The organism is Cupriavidus sp. WGlv3, assembly GCF_023952475.1.
Lineage (GTDB): Bacteria > Pseudomonadota > Gammaproteobacteria > Burkholderiales > Burkholderiaceae > Cupriavidus > Cupriavidus phytorum.
Window position 1 is genome coordinate 238,802 of the sequence record NZ_JALHRX010000002.1, and the last position, 15,501, is coordinate 254,302.

The 15,501-nt window shown below is 67.3% G+C and carries 14 protein-coding genes; 13 read left to right on the forward strand and 1 reads right to left on the reverse strand.

Annotation, left to right across the window (positions count from 1 at the left end; translation table 11 throughout):
- Positions 1–5: 5 nt before the first annotated feature.
- Positions 6–1,022, reverse strand: coding sequence for a PAS domain-containing protein (locus MKD38_RS04510; protein ID WP_252674853.1), 1,017 nt, complete (start codon positions 1,020–1,022; stop codon positions 6–8).
- A 235-nt stretch (positions 1,023–1,257) separates the two neighbouring features.
- Between MKD38_RS04510 and MKD38_RS04515 the strand changes: the two genes are divergently transcribed.
- The 13 genes from MKD38_RS04515 to MKD38_RS04575 all read left to right on the forward strand — a co-directional run bounded on the left by MKD38_RS04515 (position 1,258) and on the right by MKD38_RS04575 (position 15,461).
- Positions 1,258–2,376 carry an aromatic ring-hydroxylating oxygenase subunit alpha gene (locus tag MKD38_RS04515; RefSeq protein WP_252674854.1) on the forward strand — a complete coding sequence of 373 codons (1,119 nt, stop codon included), beginning with the start codon at positions 1,258–1,260 and terminating at the stop codon, positions 2,374–2,376.
- Between the two features lie 28 nt (positions 2,377–2,404).
- Positions 2,405–3,871, forward strand: coding sequence for an aldehyde dehydrogenase family protein (locus tag MKD38_RS04520; protein ID WP_252674855.1), 1,467 nt, complete (start codon positions 2,405–2,407; stop codon positions 3,869–3,871).
- 87 nt (positions 3,872–3,958) lie between these two features.
- Positions 3,959–5,689, forward strand: a complete 1,731-nt coding sequence (gene betA / locus MKD38_RS04525) for a choline dehydrogenase (protein ID WP_252674856.1) — start codon at positions 3,959–3,961, stop codon at positions 5,687–5,689.
- Between the two features lie 178 nt (positions 5,690–5,867).
- Positions 5,868–6,755: a TorF family putative porin gene (locus tag MKD38_RS04530; RefSeq protein ID WP_252674857.1), complete on the forward strand. Its 888-nt coding sequence runs from the start codon at positions 5,868–5,870 to the stop codon at positions 6,753–6,755.
- Positions 6,756–6,801: 46 nt separating this feature from the next.
- Complete coding sequence (locus MKD38_RS04535) at positions 6,802–7,113, forward strand: CBU_0592 family membrane protein (protein ID WP_252674858.1); 312 nt, start codon at positions 6,802–6,804, stop codon at positions 7,111–7,113.
- A 337-nt stretch (positions 7,114–7,450) separates the two neighbouring features.
- Positions 7,451–9,109: a trimethylamine N-oxide permease gene (locus MKD38_RS04540; protein ID WP_371925629.1), complete on the forward strand. Its 1,659-nt coding sequence runs from the start codon at positions 7,451–7,453 to the stop codon at positions 9,107–9,109.
- An 88-nt stretch (positions 9,110–9,197) separates the two neighbouring features.
- On the forward strand, positions 9,198–10,151 hold the full coding sequence (locus MKD38_RS04545; RefSeq protein WP_252674859.1) for a PDR/VanB family oxidoreductase: 954 nt from the start codon (positions 9,198–9,200) through the stop codon (positions 10,149–10,151).
- A 101-nt stretch (positions 10,152–10,252) separates the two neighbouring features.
- Positions 10,253–10,717 carry an SRPBCC family protein gene (locus tag MKD38_RS04550; RefSeq protein ID WP_252674860.1) on the forward strand — a complete coding sequence of 155 codons (465 nt, stop codon included), beginning with the start codon at positions 10,253–10,255 and terminating at the stop codon, positions 10,715–10,717.
- Positions 10,698–11,057: an ArsR/SmtB family transcription factor gene (locus tag MKD38_RS04555; RefSeq protein ID WP_252674861.1), complete on the forward strand. Its 360-nt coding sequence runs from the start codon at positions 10,698–10,700 to the stop codon at positions 11,055–11,057. Before MKD38_RS04550 ends, MKD38_RS04555 begins: the two co-directional genes overlap by 20 nt.
- Before the next feature lie 135 nt (positions 11,058–11,192).
- On the forward strand, positions 11,193–12,407 hold the full coding sequence (locus MKD38_RS04560; protein ID WP_252674862.1) for an efflux RND transporter periplasmic adaptor subunit: 1,215 nt from the start codon (positions 11,193–11,195) through the stop codon (positions 12,405–12,407).
- A gap of 11 nt (positions 12,408–12,418) precedes the next feature.
- Positions 12,419–13,111, forward strand: a complete 693-nt coding sequence (locus MKD38_RS04565) for an ABC transporter ATP-binding protein (RefSeq protein ID WP_092311041.1) — start codon at positions 12,419–12,421, stop codon at positions 13,109–13,111.
- Between the two features lie 12 nt (positions 13,112–13,123).
- A complete protein-coding gene (locus MKD38_RS04570; RefSeq protein ID WP_111516808.1) occupies positions 13,124–14,278 on the forward strand; it encodes an ABC transporter permease in 1,155 nt (384 codons plus the stop codon).
- A 16-nt stretch (positions 14,279–14,294) separates the two neighbouring features.
- Positions 14,295–15,461: an ABC transporter permease gene (locus MKD38_RS04575; protein ID WP_252674863.1), complete on the forward strand. Its 1,167-nt coding sequence runs from the start codon at positions 14,295–14,297 to the stop codon at positions 15,459–15,461.
- Positions 15,462–15,501 lie beyond the last annotated feature (40 nt).

The window sequence follows — 15,501 nt, forward strand, 5'->3', positions numbered from 1 at the left end:
CAGCCCTATCCGGGCGTAACGTCCTGCGACGCCCCCACCATTGTCAGCGCGTTGCCGTGCTCGTCCAGCGTGACCTCGCCTTCCTCATGGATGTCGCGATGGCTGCCGTCCGGCAGCTGGATGCGGTAGTCGACGCGATACGGCGCCATGTCGACGATGGCGGCGCGGATCGCGGCCTGCACGCGCGGGCGGTCGGCCTCGACGATCGACGCCAGGTAGCGCTCCATGGTCACCTTGAACGCTTGCGGGGCCCAGCCGAAGATGCGGTAGGCCTCGTCGGTCCAGGCGCAGTCGTCGGTCTGGATGTTCCAGTACCAGCCGCCCAGGTGGGCGATCTGTTGCGCCTTGGCCAGCAGCGCCTCGCTCTGGCGCAGCGCGGCCTCGGCGCGGCGGCGCTCGGTGATGTCGAGGCTGACGCCGATCATCTTGACCGGGCGCTGGTCGAAATCGCGCACCAGCGTGGCCCGGGACGAGATCCAGCGCGTGTTGTCCTGATGCACCACGCGGAATTCCCACTCGTGCATCTCCTGCGCGCCCAGCGTGCGCGCCAGCACCTCCTTCAGCCGCGCCACGTCGCCGGGATGCACGCAGGCCCAGAAGTCGTCCATGTTGCGGATATGGCGGCCGAACAGCGAGACGTCGTTGGACGAATAGGTCAGGCCATCGGTCAGCACATTCCATTCCCAGGTGACGATGCCCGAGACCTCCTGCGCAAACTTCATCCGCGCCTCGCTCTCCATGATCTCGGCGAGATGCTTCTGCCGCAGCTCCTTGATATGCGGGTCGGACGCGGTGCTGGCCTCGAGGTCGGCGATGGCCTGCTCGCCGTAGCGCAGCCACAGCCAGTTGACGCCCAGGAAGCGGGCCAGCGCCAGCAGGCGCTCGTATTCGATCTCGCCGCCGCGCGTCCACTTGTGCACGGCCGACGGCGATACCGACAGGGCCTCGGCCACCTGCTTGAGCATGATCCTTTTGCCTTCCAGCACCCCCTTCAGGCGCGTGGCAAAAGTGTCTTCGGTCATGGGCGCTCCTCCGCTTTTTTTCAACCGATGGTGAATTGAGTAACTCGAACCTTACACCATCCCCGGATTTCGCGCGAATCAATAGCCAACCTCAATTCGCAGGAGGGATTTCATCGCTTTTTTGAATTGCAACAACCCGGCTCGCCTCACTAGACTTCTTCTCACATCACCAATGGTGATTTAATTTACTATTGGTAAATCGATAAAGCACCAAGACTAACGAGGAGACACCCCAATGCAAGAGACCGCCGCACCCGTCTGCACCACGCCGTCGCTCGCCTACACGCTGCCGGCCCACTACTACACCTCGCAGGAAGTCTTCGAGCATGAGAAGAAGACCATCTTCGCGCGCAGCTGGGTGTGCGTGATGCACAAGAGCCAGGTGGCCGAGAACAACCAGTACGCCACCGCCCAGGTGGCAGGCGAGAACATCTTCGTGGTGCGCGGCCGCGACGGCGTGCTGCGCGCGTTCTACAACGTCTGCCCGCACCGCGCGCACGAACTGTTCGCCGACGGCGCCGGCAAGGCGAAAAACGTGATCACCTGCCCGTACCACGCCTGGTCGTTCGGCCTGGACGGCAAGCTGATCCATGTGCGCAACGCCGAAAACGTGCCGGGCTTCTGCAAGGACAACGCCGGCCTGACGCCGGTGCGCGTGGAAGAGTTCTGCGGCCTGGTGTTCGTCAACCTGGACATGGACGCGAAGCCGCTGGCCGAACTGGCCACCGGGCTGAACGACGAGATCCGCGCGCGCTGCCCGGACGTCGACCAGCTGGTGCCGGCGCACAAGCTCAGCTACGAGATGAAGGCCAACTGGAAGGTGGTGGTCGACAACTACCTGGAATGCCTGCACTGCCAGACCGCGCACCCGGCGCTGGTGGAGTCGATCAGGATGGAGACCTACAAGCACGAAGTGCGCGGCCTCTACACCAGCCAGGTCGGCCAGACCCGCTCGGGCAGCGATGCCTTTACCTATGACAGCGACGCCCCCAACACCGACTTCGCCGCGTACTGGCTGTGGCCCAACGTCACGCTGAACGTGCTGCCGGGCGACGGCAACTACGGCGTGTTCTACATGTTCCCGGTGGACGCCGACACCACCATCCAGCACTTCGAGTTCTACTTCCGCGACGGCACGCCCACGGCCGAGCAGGAACAGCTGATCGAGTACTACAAGAACGTGCTCAAGCCCGAAGACCTGAGCATCGTCGAATCCGTGCAGCGCGGCCTGAAGTCGCGCGGCTACCGCAACGGGCAGGGCCCGCTGCTAGTCACCGACGACAAGACCTCCGCCATCGGCGAGCACGGCGTGCAGCACTTCCAGCAGATGGTGCTCGACGCCCTGGCCGCCTGAAACAACAAGACAACGAGGAACCGCAGCAATGATCCAGACCCAGCTCTACATCGACGGCCAGTGGCAGTCGCCCATCGACCGAGGCACGCGCGCCATCGTCTGCCCGGCCGACGAATCGGTGATCGCCCAGGCCGCCGAAGCCACCCGCGCCGACGCGCGCCTGGCGATCGCGGCCGCGCGCAAGGCCTTTGACGGCCCGTGGCGCCAGACCACGATCCGTGACCGCGCCAAACTGCTGAACAAGATTGCCGATCTGATCGACCGCGATGCCGAAAAGCTCGCCCATCTCGAATCGCTCAACACCGGCAAGACCCTGACCGAGAGCCGCACCGACATGGGCGATATCGCCGCCACCTTCCGCTACTTTGCCGGACTGGTGGCATCGGAATCGGGCGCCGTCAACGAAGCGCCGCACCACGTGATCAGCCGCACGCTGCGCGAGCCGGTCGGCGTGTGCGGCCTGATCACGCCGTGGAACTACCCGCTGCTGCAGGCCGCATGGAAGATCGCGCCCGCGCTGGGCGCCGGCAACACCGTGGTGATCAAGCCCAGCAACCTGACGCCGCTGACCACGCACCACTTCACGCAGCTGATCGCCGAGCTGGACCTGCCGCCGGGCGTGTTCAACCTGGTGACCGGGGGCGCCGAAGTGGGCGCGGAACTCGCCGAAAGCCTCGACGTGGACCTGGTCTCCTTCACCGGCGGCGCCTTTGCCGGCGAAAGCATCATGAAGGCCGCCACCGGCAACTTCAAGCGCATCGGCCTGGAGCTGGGCGGCAAGAACCCGAATATCGTCTTTGCCGATGCCGACCTCGATGCCGCGGTCGACTACGCGCTCAACGCCGCGTTCTTCCACGCCGGCCAGGTCTGCTCCGCCGGTTCGCGGCTGATGGTCGAGGACAGCATCTATGATGCATTCATCGGCCGGCTGGCCGAGCGCCTGCCGCGCATCGTGATCGGCAACGGCTTCCATGGCGAAACCCAGATGGGCCCGGTGCAGTCGGCGCAACAGCACGAGAAGATCCTCGGCATGGTGCAGGCCGGCATCGCCGAGGGCGCGCGCCTGGTCCACGGCGGCAAGCGGCCGGCCGGCGACGTGTACAAGCAGGGCTACTGGCTGGAACCGACGCTGCTGGCCGACGTGACGGCTGGGATGAAGATTGCGAAGGAGGAGATATTCGGGCCGGTAATCACCGCCGAGCGCTTCCGCTCCGAGGAAGAAGCGCTGCGTGCCGCCAACGACACGCCGTATGGGCTGGCCGCCGCGGTCTGGACCCGCGACCTGGACAAGGCCAACCGCATGTCGCGCGCGCTGCGCTTCGGCACGGTATGGGTCAACGACTACCACCCGTACTTCCCGGAAGCGCCGTGGGGCGGCTACAAGGCGAGCGGCATCGGCCGCGAGCTGGCCCGCATCGGCCTGGACGAGTACACCGAGCTCAAGCACAGCTATATCAACCTCGCCCCGAAGGCGATGGGCTGGTTCGGCGCCTGAGCGCAGCCGACTTCGCAATCGCGTGCGCGGCGGCGCCGCCCCCATGGGCTGCCACGCACGGCGTCACGCAAACAAGGAGATTGCACCATGCAGGCAATCCATGAGTACGACTACATCATCGTCGGCGCCGGCTCGGCGGGCTGCGTGCTGGCGGCGCGGCTGAGCGAGGACGCCGGTGTTTCGGTGCTGCTGCTGGAGGCAGGCGGCCCGGACTGGCGCCTGGACTGGCGCACGCAGATGCCGGCGGCGCTGGCGTATCCGCTGCAGGGCACCACCTACAACTGGGCCTATGTCACCGAGCCCGAGCCGCACATGAACAACCGGCGCATGACGCAGGGGCGCGGCAAGGGCCTGGGCGGGTCGTCGCTGATCAACGGCATGTGCTATATCCGCGGCAATGCGATGGACTACGACGGCTGGGCGGAAACCCGGTCGCTGGAGAACTGGAGCTACGCCGACTGCCTGCCCTACTTCCGCAAGGCCGAGACCTACGACAAGGGCGCCAACGTCTACCACGGCGGCAACGGCCCGCTGCACGTGACCACGCCCAAGGCCGGCATCAGCCCGCTGTTCGACGCCTTTATCAAGGCCGGCGAGCAGGCCGGCTACGGCCGCACCGATGACCTCAACGGCTTCCGGCAGGAAGGCTTCGGGCCGATGGACCGCACCACCACCGCGGGCGGGCGCCGCTGCAGCACGTCGCTGGCCTACCTCGACCAGGCCCGCGAACGTCCCAACCTGACCGTGCATACGCGTGCGCTGGCCGACCGCATCCTGTTCGCCGGCCAGCGCGCCATCGGCGTGTCGTACCTGCAGGGCGACCACGTGCGCGAAGCGCGCGCGCGCCGCGAGGTGATCGTCAGCAACGGCGCGATCGCGTCGCCGCAGCTGTTGCTGCGCTCAGGGGTGGGCAATGCCGACGAACTGCGCGCCTTCGGCATCGACACGGTAGCCGACCTGAAAGGCGTGGGCGAGAACCTGCAGGACCATCTCGAGATGTACCTGCAGTACGAATGCACCAGGCCGGTCTCGCTGTACCCGGCGCTGCAGTGGTGGAACAAGCCGGCGATCGGCATCGAGTGGTACCTGCGCGGCACCGGCACGGCGGCCTCCAACCACTTCGAGGCGGGCGGCTTTATCCGCAGCAGCGACGAGTTTGCCTGGCCCAACCTGCAGTACCACTTCATCCCGCTGGCGATGAACTACGACGGCAGCAACCCGGTGAAGTCGCACGGCTTCCAGTGCCACGTGGGCTCGATGCGCTCGCCCAGCACCGGCTTCGTCAAGCTGGCCAGCCGCGATCCGCGCGTCAAGCCGCGCTTGCTGTTCAACTACATGGCGCACGACGTCGACTGGCGCGAGTTCCGCGCCGCGGTGCGGCTGACGCGCGAGATCATCGGCCAGCAGGCGATGGACCAGTTCCGCGGCCGCGAGATCAAGCCCGGCATGATGGTGCAGAGCGATGCCGAGATCGACGCCTTCGTGCGCGAGCATGCCGAGACCGCGCTGCACCCGTCCTGCACCTGCAAGATGGGCGACGCCTCCGACCCGATGGCGGTGGTCGACCACCAGGGCCGCGTGCACGGGCTGTCGGGCCTGCGCGTGGTCGATGCGTCGATCATGCCGAAGATCGTCACCGGCAACCTGAACGCGCCCACCATCATGATGGCCGAGAAGCTCGCCGACGTGATCCGTGGCCGCGCGCCACTGCAGCGTTCGACGGCGCCTTACTACAAGGCCGCGCCCGCGCGCATGCAGACGGTGGCGGAGCGCGCGCAACCGCCTGCCGCGCGCATGCCCCTGCCGATGCCTGCCTGACCCCAGCGGCGCGGCGCGCGGGCCTACTGCCCGAAAACCTGACTGCGGCACCTGTGCTGCCGGGACCAGCGTCCCGGCGGGCAGCGTGCGCCCGGTCGGACGCGTCGCGCCTCCACCACCACCAAAGCCGGCAACCCAACACATAAATCCAGACCGGCTGCACGGAGGAGACACAACCATGCTGCGCAAATCCTTTGCCGCCAGACCATCGCTGTCCTGCGCCCTGCCCCTGCTGTTGTGCCAGGCGCTGCCGGCGCTGGCGCAGGCCGACGGCGACACCACGCTGGCGGTCGCGCCGGTGCCGCAGGTCACCGCTACCGTTCCGCCTGCGCAGACCACCGCGGCAACTTCGACCTGGAGCGCCAACATGACGCTGACGTCCCAGTACGTGTCGCGCGGCTTTCGCCAGACCTGGGGCAAGCCCGCGGTGCAGGGCGGCATCGACTACAGCCACCCGAGCGGCTTTTCCGCCGGCACCTGGATGTCGAGCATCAGCGACAAGTTCATCGAGGGCGGCACGGTCGAATGGGACCTGTACGCCGGCTATACCGGCAGCGTCGGCGACTTCGTCTACGCCGGGCAGGTTTATTACTACCTCTACCCGGGCGCGAAGCTGCAATACGCGCAGACCAAATACAACTACGGCGAGGCAGTCGCGTCGCTGACGTGGAAGTGGTTCAACGTCAAGTACTGGCTGACGTATACCCCCGACTACTTCGGCTACAACAGCGCCTCGCTGCTGTCCGGCAACGACCTGCACAGCCGCGGCTCCGGCTACCTGGACATCAACGGCACCTTCGACCTGGGCCACGGCATCACGCTGCTGCTGCACTACGGCCAGGAGCGCGTGCGCAACTTTGCCGCCTACAACTTCCGCGACGTGCGCGTGGCGCTGTCCAAGGCCTTCGAGGGCGGCTGGACCGTGACCGGCGCCTACACGCGCGGCTGGGGGCGCACCGACGTCTACGACAGGTACACCACCGGCGCGCTGGATTCCTCCGGCAACCCGTCCGTTTCCAATCCGCTGAAAAGCACGTTCCTGGTCTCGCTGACCAGGACGTTCTGACGGCCTTCATCAACCGCTGTACCACTGCCTTACGAAGCACACCACCATGGCCTCCCTGGGTCTTACCGACGCAACCGGACTTGTCGGCGTTGCCGCCTACGTTGCCGCGCATTTTGCCGTGCAGGTCCTGCACAAATCCCCGACCGGCCGGCTGGCCGTCGTCCTCAACGTGATCGGGCCGAGCTGCATCCTGATCTCGCTGGCGGGCGCGTTCAACCTGGCGTCGTTCCTGACCCAGTGCTTCTGGCTGGCGCTGACGTTGCTGGGCTGGTGGCGCAACCGTCGGAGGGGCCACAGCGGGCGGGCCGTGGTGGAAACCCTGGGCGCGCCGCGCCCCGGCCAGCCCGTGCAGCAATAGCCAGGTGGCGGCCGGGACGCTGGCAAGGGCGATACAAAACTCCCGTTGCCTTGGCTCCTCGCCGTTCCTATACTCACCGAAACACCGTGGGTTATCTATTTCACTTATAGTTAATCAAAGGAACCGGAACGCCGCGCACCTTGCGAAACGGGTGTCTGGCAACCCCGGGATGACAACAGGAGACAACCATGACCAAGGCCCCCAAAATCCTCCCCACACCTTCCCGACCGTCGTAACCCCGGCAGGCAGTACCGCAACGTACCCACCAGACCGCAGACGGCAGACCGTGACGGAGCCCCGCTCCGGCAACACGGCAACCGGGAAGCAAGGAGACATCGTGTATTCACAGAAAGACGTGCTGTCGCTCGGCGCGCAGGCGCCGCTCGCCCCCGCGCAGCAACCGCAGCAGCAAACCCAGCAACAAACCCCATCGCATGAGCTGCAGCGCACCCTGACCTGGAAGGACGCCTTCTGGGTTACCAGCGGCGTGCCCGCGGGCGTGCTCTTCACCATCGGCGGCGTGTCCGCCACCATCGGCAACCCGGCCTGGGTGATCTGGGTCCTCGCCATCCTGGTGGGCTTTGCCCAGTGCTTCGTCTACGCAGAGATCTCGGGCCTGTACCCGCACAAGTCGGGCGGCGCGTCGGTGTACGGCGCGATGGGCTGGGTCCGCTACAGCAAGTTCGTCGCACCGGTCTCGGTCTGGTGCAACTGGGTGGCGTGGTCGCCGATGCTCGCGCTCGGCACCAGCCTGGCGGCCGGCTATATGCTGAGCGCGCTGTTCCCGGCCGATTCCGTCATCAACACCTGGCAGCTGACGCTGGTGGACCTTGGCTTCGTCAGCAAGGGACTGACGCTGCGGGTGAATTCCACCTTCCTGCTCGCCACCGCGTTCCTGCTGATCACCTTCAAGCTGCAGCACAGCGGCGCCTCCGCGGCCGCGACCACGCAGCGCATCCTCGGCATCGCCTCGCTGACGCCGCTGGTGGTGATCGCGCTGGTGCCGCTGTTCACCGGCGACATGCCTTCGACCAGCTTCTTCCCGCTGCTGCCGCTGACGCATGACGCCTCCGGCGCCGCGGTGCTGGGCGGCTGGAACGCCGCGGGCATCAGCACGGCGATGGGCGCGATGTTCCTGGCGTGCTGGTCGACCTTCGGCTTCGAGACCGCGGTGTGCTACACCCGCGAGTTCAAGGACCCGCAGAAGGACACCTTCAAGGCGATCTTCTGGTCCGGCGTGCTGTGCCTGTTCATGTTCATCGCGGTGCCGATCGCCTTCCAGGGCTCGCTCGGGCTGCAGGGCATGCTGGCGCCGGAGATCATCGACGGCTCCGGCGTGGGCGCGGCAATGGCCAGGTTCGTCGGCGGCGGCGCCGTGGTGTTCAACGTGATCGTGGTGATGCTGGTGCTGGCGATCCTGCTGATCGTGATGACCTCGATGATGGGTTCGTCGCGCACGCTGTACCAGGCCTCGGTCGACGGCTGGCTGCCGCGCTACCTGTCGCATGTGAACGAGCACGGCTCGCCCACGCGCGCGATGTGGACGGACCTGCTGTTCAACCTGTTCCTGCTGCTGATGTCGAACTACATGGCAGTGCTGTCGATCAGCAACGTCTGCTACATGATCTTCGTGTTCCTGAACCTGCAGTCCGGGTGGATCCACCGCATGGATCGCCCGGACTGGCCACGGCCGTACAAGTGCAAGAACTGGCTGCTGGCGCTGGGCGCGTTCCTGGGCTTCTTCGACCTGGCCTTCGTCGGCGCCGGCGCCAACTTCCAGGGCGAACACACGCTGCGCAACGGCCTGATCGCCGCGCTGCTGATCGTGCCGGTGTTCATCTACCGCCACTACATCCAGGACAAGGGCCGCTTCCCCGAGTCGATGCGCCGCGACATGGAACTGCCCAACGCGCGCGCCGGCGTGCTGCCCTATGTGGCGCTGGTCGTCGGCGCCCTGGTGGTGTGGATTGCCGCCAGGCTGACGGTCATTACCTGATGGCCCGGGCGGGCCGGCGCGACGCCGGTCCGCCTTCCCTCCCGCATTTCTCGCGTCTCTAGCAATCCCTGAATTCCGAGGTACCGCCATGACTGACACGCTCCGCGTACGCGTCGGCCGCGTCGAGCCGCTGGCCGCCGGCATCAAGCGCTTCACCCTGCAACCCTGCGACGGCGCCGCGCTGCCCGCCTTCGACAGCGGCAGCCATGTCGTCGTCCACATGGACGGCGGCCGCCTGCGCAACGCCTACTCGCTGACCAGCACGCTGGACGAGCCCCGCCACTACCAGATCGCCGTGCGGCTGGAAGAAGCCTCGCGCGGCGGCTCGCGTTTCATGCACGAACAGGTGCGCGAAGGCGACGAACTGCATATCGGCGCGCCCGGCAACCTGTTCAGCCTGGACCACGGCGCCGGCCGCCACCTGCTGATCGCCGGCGGCATCGGCATCACGCCGTTCATGACACATATCCAGGCGCTGGCCGCGCGCAGCGCCGCCTTCGAGCTGCATTACTGCTTCCGCAATATCCAGTCCGCCGCCTTCCTCGACGTGCTGCCGGCCACGCTGCAGCCCGCCCAGCTGCACCTGTATGAGAGCGACAACGGCACACTGCTCGACATCGCCGCGCTGATCGCCGCACAGCCTGCGGGCACCCACGTCTACGTATGCGGCCCGGCCCCGCTCAACGATGCCGTGGTCAGCGCCGCGCGCGCCGCCGGCTGGGACGCCGCGCGCATCCACTTCGAGCAGTTCCGCAACGAAGTCGACGCCACCGGCGGCGCCTTCGAGGCCGTGCTGCAAAAGAGCGGCATGACGCTGCAGGTAGGCGCCGACGAATCGCTGCTGCGCGCGATCGAAAAGGCCGGGATCAAGGTGGACTGCATGTGCCGCGAGGGCATCTGCGGCTCGTGCGAGACCGCCATCCTCGAGGGCGAGGCAGATCATCGCGACCAGTACCTGTCCGACGCCGAGAAGGCGGCGCAGAAGACCATGATGCTGTGTGTGTCGCGCTGCAGGGGGCAGCGACTGGTGCTGGATCTGTGAGGGAATGGCAGAACTGCAACCTTTTGGTTGCATTTCACGGGCGGAGCTCCTACGATGCAACCATCGCGTTGCATGTTGACACCTGAACCAGGAGACCGCCCATGCCTTCCGACACCGACCGCATCGAACGCAGCATCCTGATTGAAGCCCCGGTTGCGCGCGTCTGGCACGCGCTGACCGATGCCGATACCTTCGGCAGCTGGTTCGGCGTGCGCTTCGACGGCGCGACCTTTGCTCCCGGCCAGCGCGTGGTGGGCAGCATCACCTATCCGGGTTACGAATACCTGAAGTTCGACGTCCACGTCGAACGCATGGAGCCGGAACGGCTGCTGTCGTGGCGCTGGCATCCGGCGCCGCTGGAGCGCGGGCGCGATTACTCGGCCGAGCCGGCCACGCTGGTGGAATTCACGCTGCGCGAGGTGGAAGGCGGGACCATGCTGACCGTGGTCGAGTCCGGCTTTGACCGGATCCCGCCCGAACGCCGCCAGGAAGCGTTCCGCATCAACAGCGGCGGCTGGGATGAGCAGGTCAAGAATATCCGCGAGCATGTTGCCGGCACCGCCTGAGGCGCTGGCGGACGCGCCGGAACTGCGGCAGTCCGCCGCGGTGTTTGCCGCGCTCGGCGACGAAACCCGGCTGCGGCTGGTGGCGGCGCTGTGCGCCGGCGGCGCGATGTCGATCGCGCAGCTGACCGCGGGCAGCGCGATGACGCGGCAGGCGGTGACCAAGCACCTGCAGGTGCTGGCGCAGGCCGGGCTGGTGCACGACAGCCGCGCCGGTCGCGAGCGCCGGTGGCAGTTCGAGCCCGGCCAGCTCGATGCCGCGCGCCGGTCGCTGGAAGCCATCGGGCGGCAATGGGAGTTTGCGCTGGGCAAGCTGAAGCTGGCGGTGGAAGGCGAGCATTAGCTGGTTTGCTCCTCCTTTCCCGCAAGCGGGAAAGGGAGCAAACCAGCGGTCGTTGGCAGCCGCGCAGGTCACGAATTCCCACCTTATCACCGCTATACTGACAGCCCCGCCCATTCCAGCGAGAGGAAGCGCGCAGTGGCTGACCACGACCTGTCCAGGCTAAAGATCGACCGACAAGCCGCCACGGCCGGCGTCCATATCCGCCCGCGGCGCCGGTGGTTGCGCTACGCGGTCGTCGCGGTGGTGCTGCTGGCGCTGGCCGGCATTGCCATCCGGCTGGCCGGCCCGCGGCCGGTGCAGACCGCCACCGTTACCTCCGCCTACCCCACGCAGAACTTCACGCTGCTGAACGCCACCGGCTATGTCGTGCCGCAGCGCAAGGCGGCGGTCGCGTCGAAGGCGCAGGGCCGGCTGGAATGGCTGGGCGTGCTCGAAGGCTCGCGCGTGAAGAAGGACGAAGTGATCGCGCGGCTGGAAAGCAAGGACGTGGCCGCGTCGTTCGCGCAGGCCCAGGCGCAGGTGCAGGTGGCGCAGGCCAACCTGGCGCTGCAGCAGGCCGAGCTGAAGGACGCGGAGGTGAACCTGCGCCGCTCCAGGATCCTGATCGTGCCGAACGCGATCTCGCGCACGCAGTACGATGCCGACGTGGCGCGCTTCGACAAGGCGCGGGCGTCGGTGAACAGTTCGCGCGCGTCGGTGGTGTCGGCGCAGGCCAATGCGCGCGCGGCCGAGGTGGCGGTCGAGCAGACCGTGGTGCGCGCGCCGTTCGACGGCGTGGTGCTGGTCAAGCATGCCAACGTGGGCGACAACATCACGCCCTTCTCCGCCGCGGCCGACACCAAGGGTGCGATCGTCACCATCGCCGACATGGAGACGCTGGAAGTCGAAGCCGACGTCGCCGAATCCAATATCGCCCGGATCCGCGTCGACCAGCCCTGCGAGCTGCTGCTCGACGCCCTGCCCGGCCTGCGCCTGGCCGGGCAGGTCGCGCGCATCGTGCCGACGGTGGACCGCTCCAAGGCCACGGTGCTGGTCAAGGTGCGCTTTGTCGACCGCGATGCGCGCGTGCTGCCCGACATGAGCGCCAAGATCGCCTTCCTGTCGCGCGCGGCTACCGCGCAGGACCGCCAGCCGGTGGTCGCGGTGCAGCCGGCCGCAATCGCCACGCGCGACGGCCGCCAGGTGGTCTACGTGGTCAGGGACGGCAAGGCGCACGAGATGACGGTCAAGGCCGGCGACAAGCTGGGCGAACTGGTGGCCGTGCAGGGCGTCAAGCCCGGCGACGTGGTGGTGCTGTCGCCCGGCGACCAGATCGGCGACGGCAGCCGCGTAACCACGGCCAAGCCATGAGCGAGGGCCGCATGAGCGCCGCGCCGCTGGTGCAGATCGACCACGTCGCCAAGTCGTACCGGCGCGGCGTGCAGACCGTGCCGGTGCTGACCGACATCTCGCTGGAGATCGGCGAAGGCGATTTCGTCGCGCTGATGGGCCCCTCGGGCTCGGGCAAGAGCACGCTGCTGAACCTGATTGCCGGCATCGACCGGCCCGACCGCGGCACGCTGCGCGTCGCCGGGCTGGACATCACGCAACTGCCGGAAGCGGCGCTGGCCGACTGGCGCGCCGCCAATGTCGGCTTTATCTTCCAGTTCTACAACCTGATGCCGGTGCTGACCGCGTTCGAGAACGTCGAACTGCCGCTGATGCTGACGCGCCTGCCGCGCGCGGAGCGGCGCGCGCGCGTGGAACTGGTGCTGGACATGGTCAACCTGGCCGACCGCATGAGCCACTATCCGTCGGAGCTGTCGGGCGGCCAGCAGCAGCGCGTGGCGATCGCGCGCGCGCTGATCACCGACCCCGCGCTGATCGTCGCCGACGAGCCCACCGGCGACCTCGACCGCACCTCGGCGGCCGAGATCCTGGCGATGATGCAGCGGCTCAACGCCGATGCCGGCAAGACCATCATCATGGTCACGCACGACGCGCACGCCGCCGCCGCGGCCGGCTCGCTGGTGCACCTGGAGAAGGGGGAACTGATCCGTGGCGAGCCGGCGTAGCCTCCATTCACCATGTACGCGCTCAAGCTGATCGCCCGCAATGCGCTGCGGCACAAGCTGCGCACCACGCTGACGGTGTTCGGGCTGGTGATCGCGGTGCTGGCGTTCGGGCTGCTGCAGACCGTGATCGATGCCTGGTATGCCGGCGCCTCGGCCGCCTCCAGCGCGCGGCTGGTGACGCGCAATGCGATCTCGCTGGTGTTTCCGCTGCCGCTCAGCTACGAAAGCCGCATCAAAGGGATCGACGGCGTAACCATGGTGGCGCGCTCCAACTGGTTCGGCGGAGTCTATCGCGATCCCAAGAACTTCTTCGCGCAGTTCGCGGTCTCCGACAACTACCTCGACCTTTATCCCGAATTCATCGTGCCGGACGCGCAGCGCGCCGACTACCAGCGCGACCGCAAGGGCGCACTGGTGGGACGCCAGCTCGCCGACCAGTTCGGCTTCAAGGTCGGCGACGTGATCCCGATCAAGGGCACCATCTACCCCGGCACCTGGGAATTCGTGGTGCGCGGCATCATGGACGGGCGCGACGAGAGCACCATCACGCGCCAGATGGTGTTCCACTGGGAATATCTGAACGAGACCGTGCGCAAGCGCACCCCGCGCCAGGCCGACCAGGTCGGCGTCTATATATTGGGCGTCGGCAACCCCGACAACACCGCCGCGATCTCGCGCCAGGTCGACGGCGTGTTCCGCAATTCCCTGGCCGAAACCCTGACCGAAACCGAGCAGGCCTTCCAGCTGGGCTTTGTCGCCATGTCCAACCAGATCATCGCGGCGATCCGCGTGGTCTCCTACGTGGTGATCGTGATCATCATGGCGGTGATGGCCAACGCCATGGCGATGAGCGCGCGCGAGCGCACCGTGGAATACGCCACGCTCAAGGCGCTGGGCTTCGGCCCCGGCTTCCTGGCGCTGCTGGTGTTCGGCGAATCGCTGGCCTTGTGCGTCGCCGGCGGCGCGCTCGGCATGCTGGCCACGCCGCCGGTGGCCACTGCCTTCAAGCAGGCGGTGGGCGGCGTGTTCCCGGTGTTCACGGTGTCGCCGCAGACCATGCAGTTGCAGGCGGCGTGCGCACTGGCGGTGGGCATCTTTGCCGGCATCGTGCCGGCGCTGCAGGCGGCGCGCGTGCGCATCGTCGAGGGCCTGCGGGCCATCGGCTAGCGCGACGGAGGCTGCCATGGCAATCCCGCTCTCGTACATCGCGCGCAATCTCTGGGCCCGGCGCCTGACCACTGCGCTGACCGCTGCCGGCCTGGGGCTGGTGGTGTTCGTCTTCGCCACCATGCTGATGCTCGATGCCGGGCTGAAGAAGACCCTGGTCACCACCGGCGAGCACGACAACGTGGTGGTGATCCGCAAGGGCGCCGAGACCGAGATCCAGAGCGCGGTCAACCGCGACCAGGCGAGCATCATCGAGATGCACCCGGCCGTGGCCATGAGCGGCGCCGGCCGGCCGCTGGCGTCGCGCGAGGCCGTGGTGCTGATCTCGCTGACCAAGGCCAGCACCGGCCAGCCGTCCAATGTGGTGATCCGCGGCATCTCGCCGGCGGGCATGGACCTGCGTCCGCAGGTGCGGCTGGTGGCCGGGCGCATGTTCCGGCCGGGCTCGTCCGAGATCATCGTCGGCAGCAGCATCGCCGGCGGCTTTGCCGGCGTGCAGATCGGCGAGCACCTGCGCTTTGCGCAACGCGACTGGACCGTGGTCGGCCACTTCGACGCCGGCGGCAGCGGCTTCGACTCCGAGATCTGGGGCGACGTCGACCAATTGATGCAATCGTTCCGGCGCAATGCGTATTCGTCGATGGTGGTCAGGCTGGCCGATTCCGCGCTGTTCGAGCGCTTTCGCGCCGATCTCGACGTCGATCCGCGCCTCGCCGACGAGGCCAAGCGCGAGCAGGCCTTCTACAGCGACCAGTCCAAGGCCCTGTCCGGCTTTATCAATATCCTGGGCTTTACGCTGTCCACCATCTTCTCGATCGCGGCGATGATCGGCGCCATGATCACCATGTACGCCTCGGTGGCCAACCGCGTGGCGGAGATCGGCACGCTGCGCGCGCTCGGATTCCAGCGCGCCAGCGTGCTGGCCGCGTTCCTGGCCGAAGCGGCGCTGCTGGGCCTGGTCGGCGGCGCCGCAGGGCTGGCCTGCGCGGCGCTGATGCAGTTTGCGTCGTTCTCGACCACCAACTTCCAGACCTTCGCCGACCTGTCGTTCCGCTTTATCCTGACCCCGGCGATTGCGCTGCAAACGCTGGCGTTCTCGATGGCGATGGGGCTGGTCGGGGGCTTCCTGCCGGCGGTGCGGGCGGCGCGGATGAATATTGTGGAGGCGTTGCGGGCGCGTTGAGCTGTGCGCGCTCCTGCCGGTTTGCTGCCCTCTGCCGCCC

Coding starts and splice junctions, on each gene's coding strand:
- MKD38_RS04510 (WP_252674853.1), bottom strand. CDS start 1,022: ATGACCGAAGACACTTTTGCCACGCGCCTGAAGGGGGTGCTGGAAGGC.
- MKD38_RS04515 (WP_252674854.1), top strand. CDS start 1,258: ATGCAAGAGACCGCCGCACCCGTCTGCACCACGCCGTCGCTCGCCTAC.
- MKD38_RS04520 (WP_252674855.1), top strand. CDS start 2,405: ATGATCCAGACCCAGCTCTACATCGACGGCCAGTGGCAGTCGCCCATC.
- betA (WP_252674856.1), top strand. CDS start 3,959: ATGCAGGCAATCCATGAGTACGACTACATCATCGTCGGCGCCGGCTCG.
- MKD38_RS04530 (WP_252674857.1), top strand. CDS start 5,868: ATGCTGCGCAAATCCTTTGCCGCCAGACCATCGCTGTCCTGCGCCCTG.
- MKD38_RS04535 (WP_252674858.1), top strand. CDS start 6,802: ATGGCCTCCCTGGGTCTTACCGACGCAACCGGACTTGTCGGCGTTGCC.
- MKD38_RS04545 (WP_252674859.1), top strand. CDS start 9,198: ATGACTGACACGCTCCGCGTACGCGTCGGCCGCGTCGAGCCGCTGGCC.
- MKD38_RS04550 (WP_252674860.1), top strand. CDS start 10,253: ATGCCTTCCGACACCGACCGCATCGAACGCAGCATCCTGATTGAAGCC.
- MKD38_RS04555 (WP_252674861.1), top strand. CDS start 10,698: ATGTTGCCGGCACCGCCTGAGGCGCTGGCGGACGCGCCGGAACTGCGG.
- MKD38_RS04565 (WP_092311041.1), top strand. CDS start 12,419: ATGAGCGCCGCGCCGCTGGTGCAGATCGACCACGTCGCCAAGTCGTAC.
- MKD38_RS04570 (WP_111516808.1), top strand. CDS start 13,124: ATGTACGCGCTCAAGCTGATCGCCCGCAATGCGCTGCGGCACAAGCTG.
- MKD38_RS04575 (WP_252674863.1), top strand. CDS start 14,295: ATGGCAATCCCGCTCTCGTACATCGCGCGCAATCTCTGGGCCCGGCGC.